15 protein-coding genes are annotated in these 17,612 nt (G+C 62.9%); 9 read left to right on the plus strand and 6 right to left on the minus strand.

Annotation, left to right across the window (positions count from 1 at the left end; translation table 11 throughout):
• Nucleotides 1-80 precede the first annotated feature (80 nt).
• Together CKO25_RS03735 and CKO25_RS03740 are read left to right on the plus strand one after the other, a co-directional pair.
• Entirely contained in the window at nucleotides 81-635 is a 555-nt protein-coding gene (locus tag CKO25_RS03735) for a TerB family tellurite resistance protein (RefSeq protein ID WP_242467373.1), read from the plus strand.
• 88 nt (nucleotides 636-723) lie between these two features.
• Nucleotides 724-2,205, plus strand: coding sequence for a helicase HerA-like domain-containing protein (locus CKO25_RS03740; RefSeq protein WP_200386577.1), 1,482 nt, complete (start codon nucleotides 724-726; stop codon nucleotides 2,203-2,205).
• A 40-nt stretch (nucleotides 2,206-2,245) separates the two neighbouring features.
• On the opposite strand, the gene CKO25_RS03745 is transcribed toward CKO25_RS03740, so the two are convergent.
• The 4 genes from CKO25_RS03745 to CKO25_RS03760 form a co-directional block, all read right to left on the minus strand.
• Entirely contained in the window at nucleotides 2,246-3,577 is a 1,332-nt protein-coding gene (locus tag CKO25_RS03745) for an alpha-amylase family glycosyl hydrolase (protein WP_200386578.1), read from the minus strand.
• 188 nt (nucleotides 3,578-3,765) lie between these two features.
• Nucleotides 3,766-5,910 (minus strand): glycogen synthase, encoded by a 2,145-nt coding sequence (locus CKO25_RS03750; RefSeq protein WP_371829693.1) that lies wholly within the window; start codon nucleotides 5,908-5,910, stop codon nucleotides 3,766-3,768.
• Between the two features lie 139 nt (nucleotides 5,911-6,049).
• Entirely contained in the window at nucleotides 6,050-7,888 is a 1,839-nt protein-coding gene (locus CKO25_RS03755) for an Hsp70 family protein (protein ID WP_200386579.1), read from the minus strand.
• Nucleotides 7,885-8,436, minus strand: coding sequence for a DUF2760 domain-containing protein (locus CKO25_RS03760; RefSeq protein ID WP_200386580.1), 552 nt, complete (start codon nucleotides 8,434-8,436; stop codon nucleotides 7,885-7,887). Before CKO25_RS03760 ends, CKO25_RS03755 begins: the two co-directional genes overlap by 4 nt.
• Before the next feature lie 319 nt (nucleotides 8,437-8,755).
• Between CKO25_RS03760 and CKO25_RS03765 the strand changes: the two genes are divergently transcribed.
• The 7 genes from CKO25_RS03765 to secF all read left to right on the plus strand — a co-directional run bounded on the left by CKO25_RS03765 (nucleotide 8,756) and on the right by secF (nucleotide 15,849).
• Complete coding sequence (locus CKO25_RS03765) at nucleotides 8,756-9,004, plus strand: DUF2934 domain-containing protein (RefSeq protein WP_242467375.1); 249 nt, start codon at nucleotides 8,756-8,758, stop codon at nucleotides 9,002-9,004.
• Between the two features lie 440 nt (nucleotides 9,005-9,444).
• On the plus strand, nucleotides 9,445-9,987 hold the full coding sequence (gene msrA, locus CKO25_RS03770; RefSeq protein WP_200386581.1) for a peptide-methionine (S)-S-oxide reductase MsrA: 543 nt from the start codon (nucleotides 9,445-9,447) through the stop codon (nucleotides 9,985-9,987).
• Between the two features lie 53 nt (nucleotides 9,988-10,040).
• Nucleotides 10,041-10,751, plus strand: a complete 711-nt coding sequence (locus tag CKO25_RS03775) for an HAD family hydrolase (protein ID WP_200386582.1) — start codon at nucleotides 10,041-10,043, stop codon at nucleotides 10,749-10,751.
• Nucleotides 10,752-10,757: 6 nt separating this feature from the next.
• Nucleotides 10,758-11,897: a tRNA guanosine(34) transglycosylase Tgt gene (tgt, locus tag CKO25_RS03780; RefSeq protein WP_200386583.1), complete on the plus strand. Its 1,140-nt coding sequence runs from the start codon at nucleotides 10,758-10,760 to the stop codon at nucleotides 11,895-11,897.
• Nucleotides 11,898-12,397: 500 nt separating this feature from the next.
• Nucleotides 12,398-12,730, plus strand: coding sequence for a preprotein translocase subunit YajC (gene yajC / locus CKO25_RS03785; protein WP_200386584.1), 333 nt, complete (start codon nucleotides 12,398-12,400; stop codon nucleotides 12,728-12,730).
• A 192-nt stretch (nucleotides 12,731-12,922) separates the two neighbouring features.
• Entirely contained in the window at nucleotides 12,923-14,779 is a 1,857-nt protein-coding gene (gene secD, locus CKO25_RS03790) for a protein translocase subunit SecD (RefSeq protein WP_200386585.1), read from the plus strand.
• A gap of 116 nt (nucleotides 14,780-14,895) precedes the next feature.
• Entirely contained in the window at nucleotides 14,896-15,849 is a 954-nt protein-coding gene (secF, locus tag CKO25_RS03795; RefSeq protein WP_200386586.1) for a protein translocase subunit SecF, read from the plus strand.
• Nucleotides 15,850-15,946: 97 nt separating this feature from the next.
• On the opposite strand, the gene rnk is transcribed toward secF, so the two are convergent.
• Nucleotides 15,947-16,357, minus strand: a complete 411-nt coding sequence (rnk, locus tag CKO25_RS03800) for a nucleoside diphosphate kinase regulator (RefSeq protein WP_200386587.1) — start codon at nucleotides 16,355-16,357, stop codon at nucleotides 15,947-15,949.
• A 13-nt stretch (nucleotides 16,358-16,370) separates the two neighbouring features.
• The gene (locus CKO25_RS03805; RefSeq protein ID WP_200386588.1) at nucleotides 16,371-17,498 is read right to left on the minus strand and encodes an NAD(P)/FAD-dependent oxidoreductase; all 1,128 of its coding nucleotides are present in this window, start codon (nucleotides 17,496-17,498) and stop codon (nucleotides 16,371-16,373) included.
• Nucleotides 17,499-17,612 lie beyond the last annotated feature (114 nt).

The following is a 17,612-nucleotide window of genomic DNA, read 5'->3' on the forward strand; positions in this document are numbered from 1 at the left end:
CGCGCCTCCTGACTGCGCGGTTTGTGCGATCATGAGTCCGTTGCGCAACCGCTGGTCTGCCGCTCACCGGATCAACCGGCATGAAGGGCCTGGTCGGGGGCGTTATTCGCACGCGGCGCCAGGCATCAAGCTGGACCGCCCATGATCACGGCACCCACGTCGATCAGGGCCAGGTTGCCGAAGGGGCCGAGACACGATCGAATAGGAGCCGAGAGGACATGGCGGAGATCAAGACCGCAGCAGAAAACAGCCCGGAGGCGATCCTCCGAGTCATTTGTCTCTTCATCATCAGCGATGGCGAAGTCAACGACGCGGAATTGCAGGCGCTCGATGACCTCGGGGTCTTCGAACGTTTCGGGGTGGATCGGGATGGCTTTGCCGCCATCTTCGACGGCTATTGCGATGACCTGATCGAGCATGCGGGCACCGCGCGCTTTGTCGGCCTGGCCGATCCCGAATGGGTCGACGCCATTTTGGCGCCGATCACGGATCGTGTGGCGCGCCGCACCCTTGCCCGTATGCTGCTCCTGTTGGCACGTTCCGACGGCTTCTTCGCGGATGCGGAATTGATGATTTATCGTCAGCTGTTGGATCGCTGGTCGATCGAGGTCGACTCGCTCGCCGACCCAGATTGATGTTGCATGCCGGATGGTAGCCCTGGGCGCGGTGATCGTCCGTGGTGACCAATATCGCGGCAGATTCAGTTATCAAGGAGGTCTTCAGATGTCGCACTCGATCCTTGTCGGGACTGGGACTGAGCCGGTCGCGATCCTCTCACGCATGGCCAACCGTCACGGTTTAGTCGCTGGTGCGACGGGCACGGGCAAGACGGTGACCTTGCAGCGTCTTGCCGAGCAATTCAGTCGCATCGGCGTGCCGGTGTTCCTTGCTGACGTCAAGGGCGACCTCGCCGGTATCAGTCTCGCGGGTGGTGGCAATCGGCGGGTCGCCGAGCGGGTTGCCGCCATGCGGCTCGAGCAAGAGGATGGGTTTGTCTATGCCGGCAACCCGGTGATGTTTTGGGATATCCACGGGGAACAGGGGCACCCCGTTCGCACCACCTTGTCCGAAATGGGGCCACTGCTGCTCGCGCGCCTGCTCAACCTCAACGAGGTGCAAGAGGGCGTCATCAACATCGTTTTCCATGTCGCGGATGAGAACGGCTGGCTCTTACTCGATTTGAAGGATTTGCGCGCGCTCTTAGTCTACGTCTCCGAGCAGGCGAGCAGTCTCCAGTCGCGTTATGGGAATGTGTCAGCGGCGAGTGTCGGTGCGATTCAGCGGCGCTTGCTCGCGCTCGAGAAGCAAGGCGGGGAACTGCTTTTCGGGGAGCCGGCGCTGGCGCTCCAGGACATGATGCAAACGGATGCGTCCGGTCACGGTTACATCAATATCCTGGCCGCCGAGAAGCTGATTCATACCCCAGCCCTCTATTCGACCTTTCTGTTGTGGCTGCTCTCCGAGTTGTTCGAGGAATTGCCCGAGGCCGGTGATCTGGATCGACCCAAGTTGGTCTTCTTCTTCGACGAGGCGCATCTGCTCTTTAAGGACGCCCCGAAGGTGCTGTTGGACAAGATCGAGCAAGTCGTGCGCTTGATTCGCTCGAAAGGAGTCGGCGTCTACTTCGTGACCCAGAATCCCATGGATGTCCCTGAAACGGTGCTGGGCCAGCTCGGCAACCGCATTCAGCATGCGTTGCGTGCCTATACGCCACGTGATCAACGGGCCGTGCGGGTGGCGGCCGAGACCTTCCGGCAGAACCCGGAGCTCGACACCGCCGCGGCCATCACAGCGCTCGGTGTCGGCGAGGCCTTGGTCTCGACACTCGACGAGCAAGGCATCCCGAGTATCGTGCAGCGTGTCGAGATTGCGCCGCCGGGCAGTCACCTGGGTCCAATCCCAGCCGATGCACGGCGTGACATCATGGAGCAGTCTTTGGTCAAGGGGGTTTATGACGTGGGCATCGATCGGATCTCGGCCTATGAGATCCTCGAGCAACGTGCGCAGGACGCGGCGGCGGCGGCGCACACCCCGGCGGTCGCTCCCGGGGCGGCGCGCGGCACGCGGCGCGGCAGCGCGCGACAAACGCCCATTGAGGCCTTTGCGACCAGCGCCATGCGCTCGCTCGGCAGCCAGATCGGGCGCCAATTGATGCGTGGCATCATGGGCTCGTTGAGCGGAGGCAACACCCGCGGGCGGAAATAACGGGGAGCTGATGGGGGGCGCGGGCTCCCGTCCACTGCGTTCAGCTCACCAGAGCCGGTTCGGTGATGGAACGCTTCGCGTCGCGCGTCCTCGTCTCTCCGGCACGCGACGGTGTCACCCAGACACGGGCCATGCCAGGTCCCAGGTCAAAATCGAACGAGCGCGTCAATGGGGTGACGGGCCACTCGGGCGAGACGTCCTGTAGTGTCTGTGTAATCCCGGTCAACTGCGCCAGATCCTCGACCCACAACTGTTGATGGTTCCAGATGTCCTTGTTCAGGACGAGCACCGCCTGGTCCTGGCCTTGCTCGTCGCTCTTGCGCAGCATCAGGAGTCCTGGGTTCGGAGACTGCAAGCGCTCGATCGGTCCCTCCTGGCAAAAAACCGGATGTAGGTCTTTGATTCGGTTGACCATGCCAATGAAGGATGTGAGATCGACCTCGGTGGTCTCCCACTCTTCAGGGCGGGTCGTCACCACATTCAGGCGGCGGCGAAACCCGAATTCATAACCGATCGGCATCATGAGGTGGCTGGAGAAGAGCGCGCTGAAGAGATAGCGTTGCTTTAAGGCGTTAATGTTGCCGTTGGACTCGTTGAAGAGTCGCTCGGTGTCGTGACTCTCGGGAAAGCTGATGGAGGGCGCGACCTGGCGTGTCAGATCGTATTGGTCGAGCAGCCATCCGCCATCGTAATCCCACCATTTCGAGCTATTGAAGATGGCGTCGAAACCGGCCGCCGCCGTCTCGCGGGTCTGCTCGGGCGAGCAGCCGAGGGTCTCGGCGACGAAGAGGACATGCGGATGTCGGGCGCGGATTCGGGTGATCAACTCGCGCCAAATCGAGCCTGGGATCTGATAGGCGGCGTCGCAGCGAAAACCACGGAAACCCAAGTCGATCAAGTGCTCGACCATCTTGAGACAGTAGTCGAACAGACCGGCGCGATCGGGTGAATGTTGGTGATCGAATTGCGCGAGGTCGTGCCAGACGACGCGGTTGCCGTCGGCTTCGACACAAAAGGCGCTGGCCACCTCGTTGCCCTCGCGCACGAACCAATCCGGATGTTCGCGAACGAGATGAGAGTCCTTGGCACAATGGTTGATCACCAGGTCGATCATCGCCGCGAGTCCAAGCTGTTGCGCCGTGGCGGTCATGTCACGGACCTGATCCTCCGGGCGGCGTGGAGACGGGGTCGTGACGAAGGCCTCATTGAGTGCGAAGTGGTCGGCGATCGAATAGAGCGACCCCGATTGTCCCGGGCGCTGAATGGGATTGACGAACACCCAATCGAAGCCCATCTCGGCGGCCCGTCGCAGATGTGGGGTCCAGTCCTCGAACCGGCCGGCAAGTCGTGGGAAGAGGTTGTAGATCTTCATCGAACCAAAGGGCTCCTCGCCGGGCCAGGGCTCGGCTGAATGGTGATGGCCATGGATGAGCGCGCATCTGACGCACTCATCCTCGAAGCAGCAGGTGCATCCGCCGGGACGGACGCGTCTGGATGCCACGCCAGTGGCTGGACCGGCGCGCTGGCGCTGGCTCCGGTGACGCGAAACGGGCGCGCGATTCAGCCCTCACGGATATAGTCGTAGATGTTCAGATAGTCCTGCCCCGGCTGGTTCCAGGAAAAATCGCTGCGCATGGCGTTCTTCATGAGTTCCCGGAAGTGGTCAGGATGGTTGCGATAACAGGCGATGGCACGTTCGAGCGCGGATTCGAGGCCGGCGTTGTCGAAGTCGCGGAAGACATAACCGTTACGCTCGTGCAGCGGCCGATGTGAATAATCCTTGTCGATGATGGTGTCAGCCAGTCCGCCGACTTCGCGCACCACGGGGATGGTCCCATAGCGCAGCGCGATCAATTGCGTCAGGCCGCAGGGCTCGAAGCGGCTCGGCACCAGCATCATGTCCGCCCCGGCATAGATGAGATGCGAGAGATCCTCGTCGAAGCCAATCTCGAGATGACAGTCCGGGCTGTCATTGAGCATGTGTTTCAGATTCCAAAAATCGGCATTGATGCCGTCGTCTGGACTGGAACCGAGCAGGACGAATTGAGCGCCGCGTTCGAGGGTATAGAAAATGGCATGGCGCACCAGCTCGAGTCCTTTCTGCGGATCGAGGCGGCCGATGAAAGCGACGATCGGCTTCTCATTGTCAGCCAGCATCAGCCGATGACGCAGTGCGCGCTTGTTGTCGTACTTCCCCTCGATGCTGTCGACGCCATAGCGGACTGGAATCTGGTGATCGATCTCAGGGTTCCAGACGTCGTAATCGATCCCGTTGACCACCCCACCATATTTCGCATGATGCAGATGCAGGGTCGGCTCCAACCCGAAGCCCTGTCCCTGATCCTTGGTCTCGAACGCATAGCGCGGTGAGACGGTGGTGACGAAGTTCGAGTAGACGATCCCTCCCTTCAGGAGATTCAATGCCTTGGGATACTTGTTGTCCCCGAGTCGCGCCCCGTCGAAGAAGCGCTCGGGGCGCTGGAGTCCGGTCGCCTGCAGGACTTCCACGCCGGTGACGCCTTGATGGGCAAAATTGTGGATGGTCAGGCAGACCCGTGGGTGGGTCATGCCAAGTGGCTGATAGAACTCGTACAGGAACACGGGAACCAGCGCCGTCTGCCAGTCGTGGACGTGGATCACATCAGGGTGTTTGCCGGCCTTCCAGAGGAACTCCATGGCCGCCCGTGAGAAGAAGGCGTAGCGCATGACGTCGTCGCGGAAGCCATAGATGCTGCCCCGATTGAAGAAGTTGTCGTGCGAATGCGGCTCGATGAAAAAGCACTTGCGACCATGCACGAAGCCGAAGAAGACCGTGCAGTGAATGGCTCCGTCATACCAGGGAACCCACAGATCCTGATACACCACGTGCAATTCGAAAATGTGGTCGAGACGCAGCGTGGCGTATTTCGGCAGGATAATCTCGACATGATTGCCACGGATCGCGAGCTCGCGGCTCAGTCCGAACACCACATCGGCCAATCCGCCAACCTTGGCGACCGTCGCCAATTCCGGGGTGATGTGGACGATGAACAGACTCGGGCGGCTCGGCATTGGGGGCGGTGGTGGTGGCGCGAGTTCGGCTGCAATAGGGGGCGATTCCGTCTCCTGGGTCTCTGGTGCCAACCATTCGGGCTCGGGCTCGGGAGCCGGTTCGGGCGCGTGCGCTGGTGGGGGTTCCTCGTCCCATGCGTCCACACGAGGCTCTGGGGCTGGAGGCGGCTGGGGACTGGCACTCGCGGTGCCGCTCGAACCAGCGTCCTCGAGGTGCGCCGAAACGACCTCTTGAGTGGGTTCGGTTGGGGAGCGGTCAGGTGTGGCGATGGGCGGGGCATCGTCCTCCCGCGCCCGCGCACTCACGACGCCGGGCCGTGACTCTGGCGTGGCGCTCGACGGGGTCTCGGCAGAGGCGGGATCCGGGTGCTTGGGCGGCGCCTGGACGCGGCTCAGGCCATCGCCTACGCGTTCGCCCCCAGCGGGCCCCGGGGGCGGCGTGGAGGCATCCGCCGCGGGCGGTCGCGGACGAGGGGGCGGCGTGGCCGGGTCGGAGGAATGCTGCGCTTGGGGTTCCGGGGGCCGGCGGGGTGGTTGTGGATCGGGCTGTGGTCGAGCCCCTGCGGCGGTCGTCTGATCGGGCCTGGTGCGTGGCTGTTGATTGGGCCTGGTAGGCGATCTGCTGAGCTTGGGTCCTTTCGGCTTTTTGGCCATGCCTCATGATTCCTGCTGCAATGTTCGGCTGCGACGCGCGGCCCGCTGGCAATGCTCGGGGCGACTGCCAGTTTAACCTAGGTCGTGGTGTCGCCGTGAACCGATCGGTCCAGCGGCGCACGCTGTGCACCCGAGGTGGTCAGCCGCCGCGGGTATTGAAGGCGACGTTCCACTGCTCGTGCGGCGCGTCGATCGGAATCGCCGTAAGTTCGAGAGTGCCCACCTCGGTGACGGTTGCCTGCAGCCGGACCTCGACCACTTCCCCCTGCTTGTGGTCTTTCGCGGGGAGGGTGGTCTGAATCTCGGCCAGTTCGTCGAGTTCGCCGTCACCCCACTCCTCAAGCAGCTCGCCGACCTGATCCTCGCGTCTGACACTGGAGCCAAAGAAGCGGAAGCGCACCGGTTCGCCGACGATCAAACCGAACTCCTGGGGCGGGGCGACCGGAGCGGATCCCTCCTCCAGCCCGAAGGGCACCAGGCAGAGGGCCTGGATCTCGGGTTCCAAGCCAGGAATGGCCGGCATGGCGCTTTCCACACCCACATAATAGGAGTGCGAGGTTCCGCCGCGGATCCGGATCCCCCCGTGGTGTCGGACATGGGCATAGAAGGCCGCGCCGCGCGCGACCGCCAAGTCGAGATCGCGGGCATCGAGACGGCGCGCCGGTGGTGCGTCCTCGGCGCTCAGCCATTGGTTCAGGACCTCAAGGACGCGCTCCTGCAGCAACGTGGCCTTGAACACACCACCGTTGAAGAGGACGGCGGTGGGATGCAGGAAGCTCGCGCCGGGCGTGGTGGCGACGAAGCCGGCGAGATCATCGGTCGCGCCGGCCTGCCGGCCGAGGAACGCGGCCAGGTGACGGGTGACCGCCGGGTCCTGGGCGTAGGGGAGACCGACCTTCGTCAGCGCGCCACGTGCTCGGCTGGCCGGCCGGCTGGCGGAATCGACGGCTGGGAAGAAGCCCTCGATCAGCGTCGACTGCACTTCATCCTGCGTCAGTTCGGTGCGAATGCTGCCGCCGATCAGCCGGGACCCGCGGCTCGGGACGACCACGGGCAGACTCGTGAGGCTGGCATCCGCGAGCAGGGACTCCTTAGCGACGCGGCAGCCGTGGGTCAAGGCTTGGAGCTGCCAGCGGTCCAATTCGACTCCCGACTTGGCGAGTTTCTGCTTCAACAGATGGGCAAGCGTCAGGTCCATGTTGTCGCCGCCGAGCAAGATATGATCGCCGACCGCGATGCGCGTCAGTTCCAACGCGCCCTCTTGTTCGGTGACGGCAATCAGCGACAGGTCCGTCGTGCCACCGCCCACGTCGACGACGAGAATCACGTCGCCAACCTGGACCTGATGGCGCCAGTCGCCCGCGCTCTCGTTGACCCAACTGTAGAGCGCGGCCTGCGGCTCCTCGAGCAGCACCAGATGCTCGATCCCGATCGCTTGGGCGGCCGCCGCCGTCAGTTCCCGGGCGGCGGGATCGAAGGATGCCGGAACGGTGACCGTGACCTGCTGGCGATTGAGTGGGTCATAGGGAAATTGCCCATTCCAGGCATCGCGCAGGTGGGCGAGATAGTGGATGGTTGCGTCGAACGGCGAGATGCGGGGGATCTCGTCGGGTGCCCCAGCCGGTAGGATGGCCGCCTGTCGATCGATATCCGGATGACACAGCCAACTCTTCGCACTCGAGACCAGCCGGATGGGCGTGGTCGTGCCCTGGTTGCGCGCAAGTTCGCCACAGACGCGATCGGGTTGGCTTTGCCAGGGCAGACTCAGGTCGCTGGCCTTGAACTCGTCGGGGTGCGGGAGATAGAGACACGACGGCAGGAGTGGGCGTGCCTCGACGGAACCAGGCCCCGTGAGTTGTGGAATCGAGACCATCCCCTGGACAATCGTCTCGCCCTCGCTCTTCTCCGAATCCACATAGGAGAGCGCGCAATGCGTGGTGCCGAGGTCAATGCCCACGGCATAGCGGTACTGGTTCATAGCTCGATCTCCGCGGCGGCAATGATCCGCAAGTCATGTCCACTGCTGGTCTGTGGCAGCGTCATCTTCTCGACTCGCCAACCCCGATGGACCAGGGTGCCATGGAAGGGTGGATCGCCAACGACGTTGCCCGTCGGGCGATTCGCCGCGGAGTCGAAGCCAGGCGCGAGGGTGACCCGGCTGCCCTCGGGCTCCTCGCGAACCGGGACGAGACTGAGATGGGTGTTGATGACCTCGCGACAGCCACGATGCACGACCCGCGCCGCCGCCCCGATCTCCTGGTCACGATAGGACTGGATGTCCTCCTGAAGAAAATCCATCAAGCGCCCTTCCCGCTGCAGCAGTCCGAGCAGCAGCAACGCTGAATCCGGCGCCGCGCTCGCCAGCGGGACGGCGGCAGGGGCCGCTGGCGTGGCCAGCGGGTGCGGTGTATCGCTCGTCGCGAGCCGCGCGACCGCTCGTGCAAATGCCGGGTCCTTCACGATACGTCGAAAGCTACTGAAGGCGATGAGTGCCCTCCGAAAGAAGGAAGGCGAGGCTGAAGCCATGAAAACATCCTCTTAAGAGATCGAATGGGCGAAGGTGCGGGCGGAAGGCGAGGCTGCCCGGATCCGCACGCGTGCATGTTACCGCGCGCATCGTCAATGCTCGACCTGTGCTGTTGCGGCCGGGTCGCGTGAGCGCACGCCAGACCGTCGCCTCCGCGGCCCATTCTGCTTGCGCCGGGTATAGAATCACGGGACTCGAGATCGGTCACGCGATCCGCTCCCGGCGTGGGCGCCCCGCCACGCATCCGCGGCCGCGCGCGCTGGCACTTGAAGTGGTCGCGCGGTGTGTGACCGCCTGTCTGTCTGCTTGAGTGAGATCATGACCATGAACCAGATCGTCCACCCCATGAGCGAGGCACCCAGCACTCACGAGCGTCATGAAATGATTGCGCTCGCGGCCTATTATCTTGCGGAACGCCGTGGTTTCGCCCCTGGTGGCGCGCAGAGCGACTGGCTCATCGCCGAGGCCGCCGTCGATGCCCTGATCGCCTCAGGCGCCGCACGGACAGCGCGGGCGTCGGGAACCCTGCGCGAAGGGCTGCGTAATGCCCTGAAACTCAGTGATTGAGCCGATCGGCGCCTGTGCCGGACGCTGGGCGAAGACGAACGATGGACCTTACGTAGGGCCGGGTGATGCGGGGTGATTCTTTCGTCGAGACAAAAAAAAGCGCGACGGGCGTCGCGCTTTAAAGTTACCACCAAAGGAGGATGGAGGAGTGCACCGAAGCGCGAAGCTTCAGTACATCACCAGTTTCTTATTTACTGTTTCGGTTGTCAACCCCCGCCGCGAGATTTTTGCAATTCGATATGGTCGAGATCCGCCAGCGTCGATCCGCCTGGAGCAGCCCCGCCGGTGACGAGCGGTCTAGTTGCGCTGTGCGGGAGGCGGCGGGTGACGCAGCAGGCGATCTCGATCCTGTTCAGGGATCCCACAACGAGGAGCTGTAACCGTGCCATGCCGCCCCAATACACTGTGCTCGATCCTTGTCTCAATGGGGAACTCAGCGCATGGCAACTGAATCAGCAACGCTCGGTGGAGGATGTTTCTGGTGTCTGGAGGCCGCTTTTCAGGGGCTGCGTGGTGTCGAATCCGTTGTCTCAGGGTATGCTGGCGGTGATGCGAAGCAGGCGAACTATTATGCGGTCTGCACCGGCACCACTGGGCATGCCGAGGTGGTGCAGGTGGCGTTCGACCCGGAGCGCATCGACTTCGCGACCCTCCTGCGCGTTTTCTTCACGATCCACGATCCCACGACGCCTGATCGACAAGGGGCGGATATCGGGCCTCAGTACCGCTCGGTGATCTTCTATCACGACGAGGTGCAGCGGCAGGTCGCGGAGCGCGTCATCGCGGAGCTGGAGCGCTCGGCAGTCTGGTCCGCGCCAATCGTGACGCAGATCCAGCCCCTTGAGACGTTCCATGCGGCGGAGTCGTCCCATCAGGATTACTATCGGCGCAACCCGTCGCAGGGTTACTGCCAAGTCGTGATCGCACCAAAACTTGCGCGGGTGCGCGCACGCCATGCCGAATTGCTCGACGAGACGCCCTGAACCGCGTCAAGGCACGGAAGGTTAATAAGACCGGGAGCTGAGATGAGAGCGCCATGACCACCGCCGCGATCCGCGTCATCACCCTCGATCTGGACGATACCTTGTGGCCCTGCGCGCCCGTGATCGAGGCCGCCGAAGAGGCCTTCTATGATTGGTTGTGCCGCCATACCCCCCGGCTCGCGACGGTCCATGATCTCGATAGTCTGCGGCGTCATCGCCGTGCCCTGATGACCGATCAGCCCGAGATCGCGCATGACTTGGGGCAGGTCCGGCGCCGTTCCCTGGCTACCCTGATGGCATCCTTCGACTATTCGGTGGAGTTGGCGGAAGAGGCCATGGCGTTATTCGACGTCCACCGCAACCGTGTCGAACCCTTTGACGACGTGCTGCCGGTGCTGCGTGGCTGGTCCACGCGCTTCCGTCTTATCGCCTTGACGAACGGAACGGCCAATCCAGAGGCGACGCCACTGCGGGGGTTGTTCGAGCGCCGCCTCACCGCCGCCGAGGCGGGAGCGGCGAAGCCTCATCCGGCGTTGTTTCAGTGTGCGCTGGCGCATGCGGGGTGCACGCCGAGCGAGTGCCTGCACGTCGGGGACGACCCCTGGATGGATATCGAGGCCGCGCGCGCGCTCGGAGTGAAGGCGGTGTGGGTCAATCGTGATGAGCGTCCCTGGCCGTCGGAACTGGCGCCGCCGGTGCTCACGGTCAGGGATCTGCATCAACTCGACGACTGGCTCGGTGGCGGTGGCGAACCAGCATGGTGAGACACGATGGAATTTGATGTTCTGGCCTCTGATGGTTTGACGCGGCGGGGCCGGCTGACCTTCGCGCGCGGAGTCGTCGAAACCCCTGCCTTCATGCCGGTTGGGACCTACGGCACCGTGAAGGCCATGACTGCCGAGGAACTCGAAGACTTAGGCGTGGAGATGCTTCTCGGCAACACTTTTCATCTGATGTTGCGTCCTGGCACCGATGTCATTCGCCGCTGTGGCGACCTTCATGACTTCATGCACTGGTCGCGGCCGATCCTGACGGATTCGGGCGGTTTTCAGGTCTTCAGCCTGGGGGCCTTGCGCAAGATCACCGAGGAGGGGGTACATTTCAGGTCACCGGTGGATGGTCAGGCGGTGTTTCTCGATCCGGAGCGCGCAATCGCAGTCCAACGCGCGCTCGGCTCGGACGTCGTCATGATCTTCGATGAGTGCACGCCCTATCCGGCCGACGAGGCGGTGGCGCGTGCCTCCATGGCGCTGTCGCTCCGCTGGGCGGCGCGTTCACGGGCGGCGCATGGTGACTCTCCCGCGGCCCTGTTCGGCATCGTGCAAGGAGGTATGCACGAGGGACCGCGTGCGGAGTCCCTGTCTGGTCTCCTGTCGATCGGGTTCGACGGCTACGCGATCGGCGGACTCTCGGTCGGTGAGCCTGCGAGCGAGCGACTGCGGATCCTGGATTTCCTCGCGGAGAAGATGCCCTGGGAGCGGCCACGCTACTTGATGGGGGTCGGAACGCCATGGGACATCGTGACGGCGGTCGGGCGCGGGATCGACATGTTTGATTGTGTGATGCCAACGCGCCACGCCCGCAACGGCTATCTCTTCACTCGGCATGGAACGGTGAAGATTCGCAATGCGAAGCATCGCATGGCGGAAGCGCCGCTTGATCCGGATTGTGGGTGCTACACCTGTCGACACTACAGTCGTGCCTATCTTCATCATCTCGACCGCTGCAAGGAGATCCTTGGCGCCCGCCTGAACACGATCCACAATCTTTACTATTATCAGACGCTGATGCGTGATCTGCGTGAGGCGATCGCCATGGGGCGCTATCGAGATTTTGTCGAGGCGTTCGAAAGCCAGCATGCCCCAGCGTCCGCTCTCGGGGGTGGCGCGCAGCCTCATCGTGCCTCATAAGGCGCTTCCATGTCGCGTGCCCTAGCCGCGGGGTTGCCCGTCGGCGCTCGGCTTGCGGCATGCCGCGGATCAAAGCGCGGACGCCCGTGGCGAGGACGCTGCAACTTGTTCCGGGCTATGCCATAATCCGCGCCGGAGTCGTCGATCCCGTGGTGCATCGTGTGACCCTTGGCGTTCAGCACGGCTTGGCACCAACCGGCACGCCCGGATGACGCATCCTGCAAGATGACACCGCCCTCGTGCGCGAAGGCAGATCCCGAGCGAGCGCTCGACGCCACGACCCTGTGTCTTGAAAAGACACATGGCCTCGGGTGCTGTCACCGCGACGATGATCGTGGTCATCCACGCGTGAGGCACCGCCGTGGCGGCGGCTCGACTCCTCTTGCACGACTCATTCGTTACAGCATTGTCACCAGGCCGAGGTTCCATGGGAACGCGGCCTTGTCCTGACCGCCGGATCGCGCTCGGGCGATCCCACAGACTAAAGGCATTCGATCAACATGAGCTTCTTTATCTCCGACGCACTCGCGCAAGCCGAGGGTGCTGCCTCCGGCGGCGATCCCTTTCTGGCTCTGCTGCCGCTCGTTCTCTTTGCGGTCGTGTTTTATTTCCTCCTGATCCGGCCCCAAGCGAAGCGCCAAAAGGAACACCGTAAGATGGTCGAGTCATTGGCCAAAGGAGACGAGGTCGTGACCATCGGCGGCATCGCCGGGCGGATCGCCGACCTTGGTGACAACTTTGCCGTGCTTGAGGTCGCCGAAGGCGTCACGGTGAAGATCCGCCGCGTGGCGGTCGAGTCGGTCATGCCGAAGGGCACCTTGAAGGATCTGTAACAAGCGACGGATCCTTGCGTGGGCGCGTGAGCTCGACAGGTCAAGGCGCGCCACGCAATCCCCAGGCCGCCCGCGGTGCGATCAGCGCCGGCGGGCGATCATCCCGCAGTGTGTTTCTTTACGCCCCACGCGTCGTGAGGATCGGCCTGCTCAGCCCCCGCGCTCGCACTCGCTGTAGCGACTGGAATTGCGATGAATCAATATCCCTTGTGGAAGAATATCCTGATCATTGGCGTCGTGATCGTCGCCTTGATCCTAGCCCTGCCCAATCTGTTCTCTCAAGATCCGTCGATCGAGATCACGGCGGCACGTGGATCGGAGGTGACCGATGCCAGTCTCGCGGAGGTCAAGGCAGTCCTTGAGAACGCGGAAGTCCCCTTCAAGCAAGTCGAGATCCGCGATGGCGGCAAGCTGTTCGTCAGCTTCGCGAGTTCAGGTGACCAGTTGCGTGGTCAAGAGGCCATCGAACGGACCCTCTCGCAACGTTACCGCACGGCACTGACCCTGGCCGCGGATCTACCCGGATGGGTGCGGGCGGTCGGTCTCAATCCCATGTCGATGGGACTCGATCTCCGGGGCGGGATCCATGTGGTGATCGACGTCGACATGGAGGCGGCCCTCGATCAGGCACTCGAGCGCTACGTTGGCGATATTCGGACCGAACTGCGCGACAAGCGCATTCGCTATCAAACGCTCGCGCGCGAAGGGTCGCGCATCCTGATCAAGTTCAATGACACCGAAGCGCGAGACACCGCGGAACGCGCACTGAGTCGCGAGTTCCGCGATCTCGAATTCCAGAGCTTGACCGAAGGGGGAAGTGCGGCGATCGCGGCAACCTTGCCGGTGGCCCAACAGGAGCAGATTCGCACCTTTGCCCTTCAGCAGAACATCACGACGCTACGCAATCGCGTCAATGCGCTCGGCGTCGCCGAGCCGAGCATTGCGCGACAGGGCGAGCGGCGGATCGTCGTGCAATTGCCCGGTGCCCAGGATCCCGGCCGTTTGAAGGAAATCCTCGGCGCAACCGCGACCTTGGAGTACCGCCTCGTCGACACCGAGAACAGTGTCGCCGATGCCATCGAGGGGCGCGTACCCGTGAACAGTCGTCTCTATCGTGAACGGGATGGCAGTCCCATTCTGCTCAATCGTCGCGTGATCGTCACGGGGGATCAGATCACCGACGCCTCGGCGGGATTCGACAGCCAGACGGGGAGTCCCGCCGTGTTCGTGAACCTCGACGGCCAGGGGGCGCGACGGATGCGCGATGTCACGACGGAGAACGTTGGTAAACCCATGGCCGTGGTCTTCATCGAGAATCAGACCACGACGGAGATGGTCGATGGGGAGGCCGTGAAGCGCACGCGCAAGGTGGAGGAGGTCATCAGCGTCGCGACCATCCGCGAGCCGTTCGGGCGCCGCTTCCAGACCACGGGTCTGGACGGGACCAACGAGGCGCATAATCTGGCCTTGCTGTTGCGCTCCGGCGCCTTGGCCGCCCCGATTCAAATCGTCGAGGAGCGTACGATCGGACCGAGCCTGGGGCAAGACAACATCGATCAGGGCGTTCGCTCCGTATTGATGGGACTCTTCCTCGTGCTCATCTTCATGGGTCTCTACTACAAGGTCTTCGGCTTGGTCGCCGATCTTGTCTTGGTCGTGAATCTGGTGATGATCGTGGCCATCCTGTCCCTGCTGCAGGCGACCCTCACCTTGCCCGGGATTGCCGGCATCGTGCTGACGGTCGGCATGGCGGTTGATGCCAACGTTTTGATCTACGAGCGAATACGAGAAGAGATTCGCAACGGAAACTCGCCGCAGGCCAGTATCCATGCCGGCTATGACAAGGCACTCTCGACCATCGTGGATGCCAATGTCACCACTTTGATCGCCGCTGTCGTGCTCTTCAGCTTTGGGACCGGGCCAATCAAGGGGTTCGCAGTGACTCTCTTCATCGGCATCATCGCCTCCATGTTCACGGCGATTCTGGGGTCGCGCGCCATCATCAATCTGATCTACGGTGGTCGCCGCGTGAAAAAATTGGCGATTTAAGCCGGATCGGATGAGAACGCAGCGAACGCGGATCGCGCACGGCCGGATACGGACCGACGCTGCGCCGATCCCAACCAGACACCCCCTCCGGGGTGTCGTCGAACAAGGGTGATGCGATGAAGGATTTGAGTGCCATCAATGAACTGAATATCGACTTTATGGGCATTCGCCGGCCCGCGGTCATCCTGTCCGGTGTGATCTTGCTCATCTTGCTGGTCGTCATGGTGTTCCGGGGGTTCAATCTCGGTCTCGATTTCACCGGTGGAACGGTCTTGGAGGTGGGATATCAAGAGCCGGTGGAACTCTCGGAGGTGCGCGCGGCACTGGAATCGAAGGGCTTCACGGGCGCGACTGTCCAACATTTTGGGTCGCGCACGGAGGTGATGATTCGCCTCGCCCCCCAGGAGGGTGAAGAGGCGAGCGCGCAGATGAGCGAGGAGGTCTTCCAGGCTCTCAGCGAAGCCGTCGCGGGTCGGGTTGAACTGCGTCGGGTCGAGTTCGTGGGACCACAGGTGGGTGAGGAGTTGCGCGAGCAGGGAGGGCTGGCGGTCTTGTTCGCCCTGATGGGGATCATGGTCTACGTGGCGCTGCGCTTCGAGTGGCGGTTCGCCGTCGGAGCGGTGGTTGCCATCATCCACGACGTCATCTTCACGCTTGGTATCTTCTCGCTCTTCTGGATCTCGTTCGACCTGACGGTGTTGGCCGCCATCCTCGCGGTGATCGGCTATTCCTTGAACGATACCATTGTCATCTTCGACCGGATTCGCGAGAACTTTCGCAAGATGCGCAAGGGGTCGGTGATCGAGATCACCAACACCTCGATCAATCAGACGCTGTCGCGGACGATTGTGACGTCCGGAACCACCTTGCTGGTCCTGATCGCCCTCTACGTGTTCGGCGGCGAGGCCATCAGCGGCTTTTCACTTGCCCTGATCATCGGAGTGGTGATTGGAACCTACTCGACGATCTTCGTTGCAACCGCGGCAGTGATCTTGTTGGGGGTCAGTCGCGCCGATCTCCTGCCCGTTCCGAAGGAAGGGGCTGAGTCCGGTGGGACGTCACTTCCCTGAGCCGTCCTGATTGCGGGTGCGGCGCGCGCGTCTGAACTTCCAAGCGGCGGCAGGCCGGGTGTGTGCCCGTTCGCCGCTGGGAGTCGCGGCACCTTGATCAGCGGTGAAAATCACCAGCGCGTTCGGGCTGGTAGATGATTTCAACGATGCGCACGCGCAGGCTCCCGCCGCCTGGCTTCGGCCATTCGATCTCGTCGTTCTCGGTGAGTCCGAGCAGGGCACTGCCGACCGGTGCGAGGATCGAGATGGTGCCGCTGTCATGGGCATCTTTGGGGTAGACCAGACGCAGACAGAATTCCTCCGAAGACGACTCGATGCGAAATCGCACCGTCGAGTTCATGGTCACGACGTTCGCTGGGACGTCCTTGGCGTCCACCACATCCGCTCGGTCCAGCTCGGCCGCGAGTTCAGCGCGGCCGGGTACCTTCGCATCATCAAGTGTTTCCAGCAGTCGCTCGAGTCGCTCCGCGTCGGTGGTGGAGAGGACGATCCTTGGTCGTGCTTGCATCGCGTGTCTTGCCTCATCGGTAGCTGCGCAAATAGAGCCATTCAAAGCCGCGCTTCATCCAATGGAAGGCGCGCCAGGATGGCAGAACTAAATTGTGTTTCTCGGTGCGGGCGACCAGCATCCCGGTATTGTTGGCGTCGACGATGCAGATCAACTCGACCTTGAAGGTCTCGTTTGCCGCTTCGCCGCGGAGTGCCTTGATCAAGTTCGTCGCGGCGGCACGTGCCTGCAGGTCGGCCATGTGCGCTTGCTTGGGCATCCAATCGGGTCCAGGAAAACTGCCTGAGTCCCCCGCAACGTAGACCTGCTCGAATCCCGGCACGCGGCAATGGGCATCGGCTTGCAGGAGACCACCCGACGAGCGGGGGAGGGTCGTGTTGTCGAACCAGGCGTTGCCGGTCATGCCCGGCATGAAGAGGATCAGATCGGCGTCGATCTCACCCCCTTCGGTGATGACCTTGGCGTCAGTGAAAGACTTGAGCTTGTGTCCAAGGTGTGTGGTGATGTCGCGCCGCTTCATCTCGGCCAAGATCCCGTCGACCGCCTTCGGACCGAGGCGGTTGCCAGGCCGTTCTGCGGGCGTGAAGAAGGTGAGCTGAAAGCGCTCGCGCCGCTTCTCCGCGCGTAACTGACTATCCATGCCGAAGAGGAACTCGAAGATGGGACCGCCCCGCATGGAACTGGGCTCGTTCGGGTTACCCGCAAATCCCATCGCGATGTGGCCTCCGTCCATGGCCTTGACCCGGTCACGAATCGCCTCCGCGGCAGCAATTCCTTCACAGGGCGTGATGGCGTGCTCAATACCAGGGAGCTTCTTGATGAAGCGTCCCCCGCTACAGATGATGAGTCCGTCGTTCGCGACCGGTCCCGCGGTTGTCTCGAGCGTGCGCCCGTCCGGGCTGAGCCCGGTCGCCTCCGCCGCGAGGTGCTCGACGCTCATCCGCTTGAAGAAGGGCGCGAGATCGATTCTGAGGTCCGCGCCCGTGCGAATCCCGCAGGGAATCCAGATCAGCCCTGGGTAGTAGATGAATTCGGGTTTCGGGCTGACCAGCGTGATCACGCACTGTGGTTCGAGGCGCCGGATGGTGCGAACGGCCGTGAGGGCGGCGAAGCCGGACCCAACGATGGTGATGCGATGCATGGATGACTCCGAATGATCTCAAGCGGAAGACGAGTGGCGGATCGCTGCCGCGGCCATTGTAGCGCGATCCGAGACACAATCCCGGTGCCGCGAGTGGCGCGGCGGGTTGGAGGT

The organism is Thiocapsa imhoffii, from assembly GCF_016583985.1.
GTDB lineage: Bacteria > Pseudomonadota > Gammaproteobacteria > Chromatiales > Chromatiaceae > Thiocapsa > Thiocapsa imhoffii.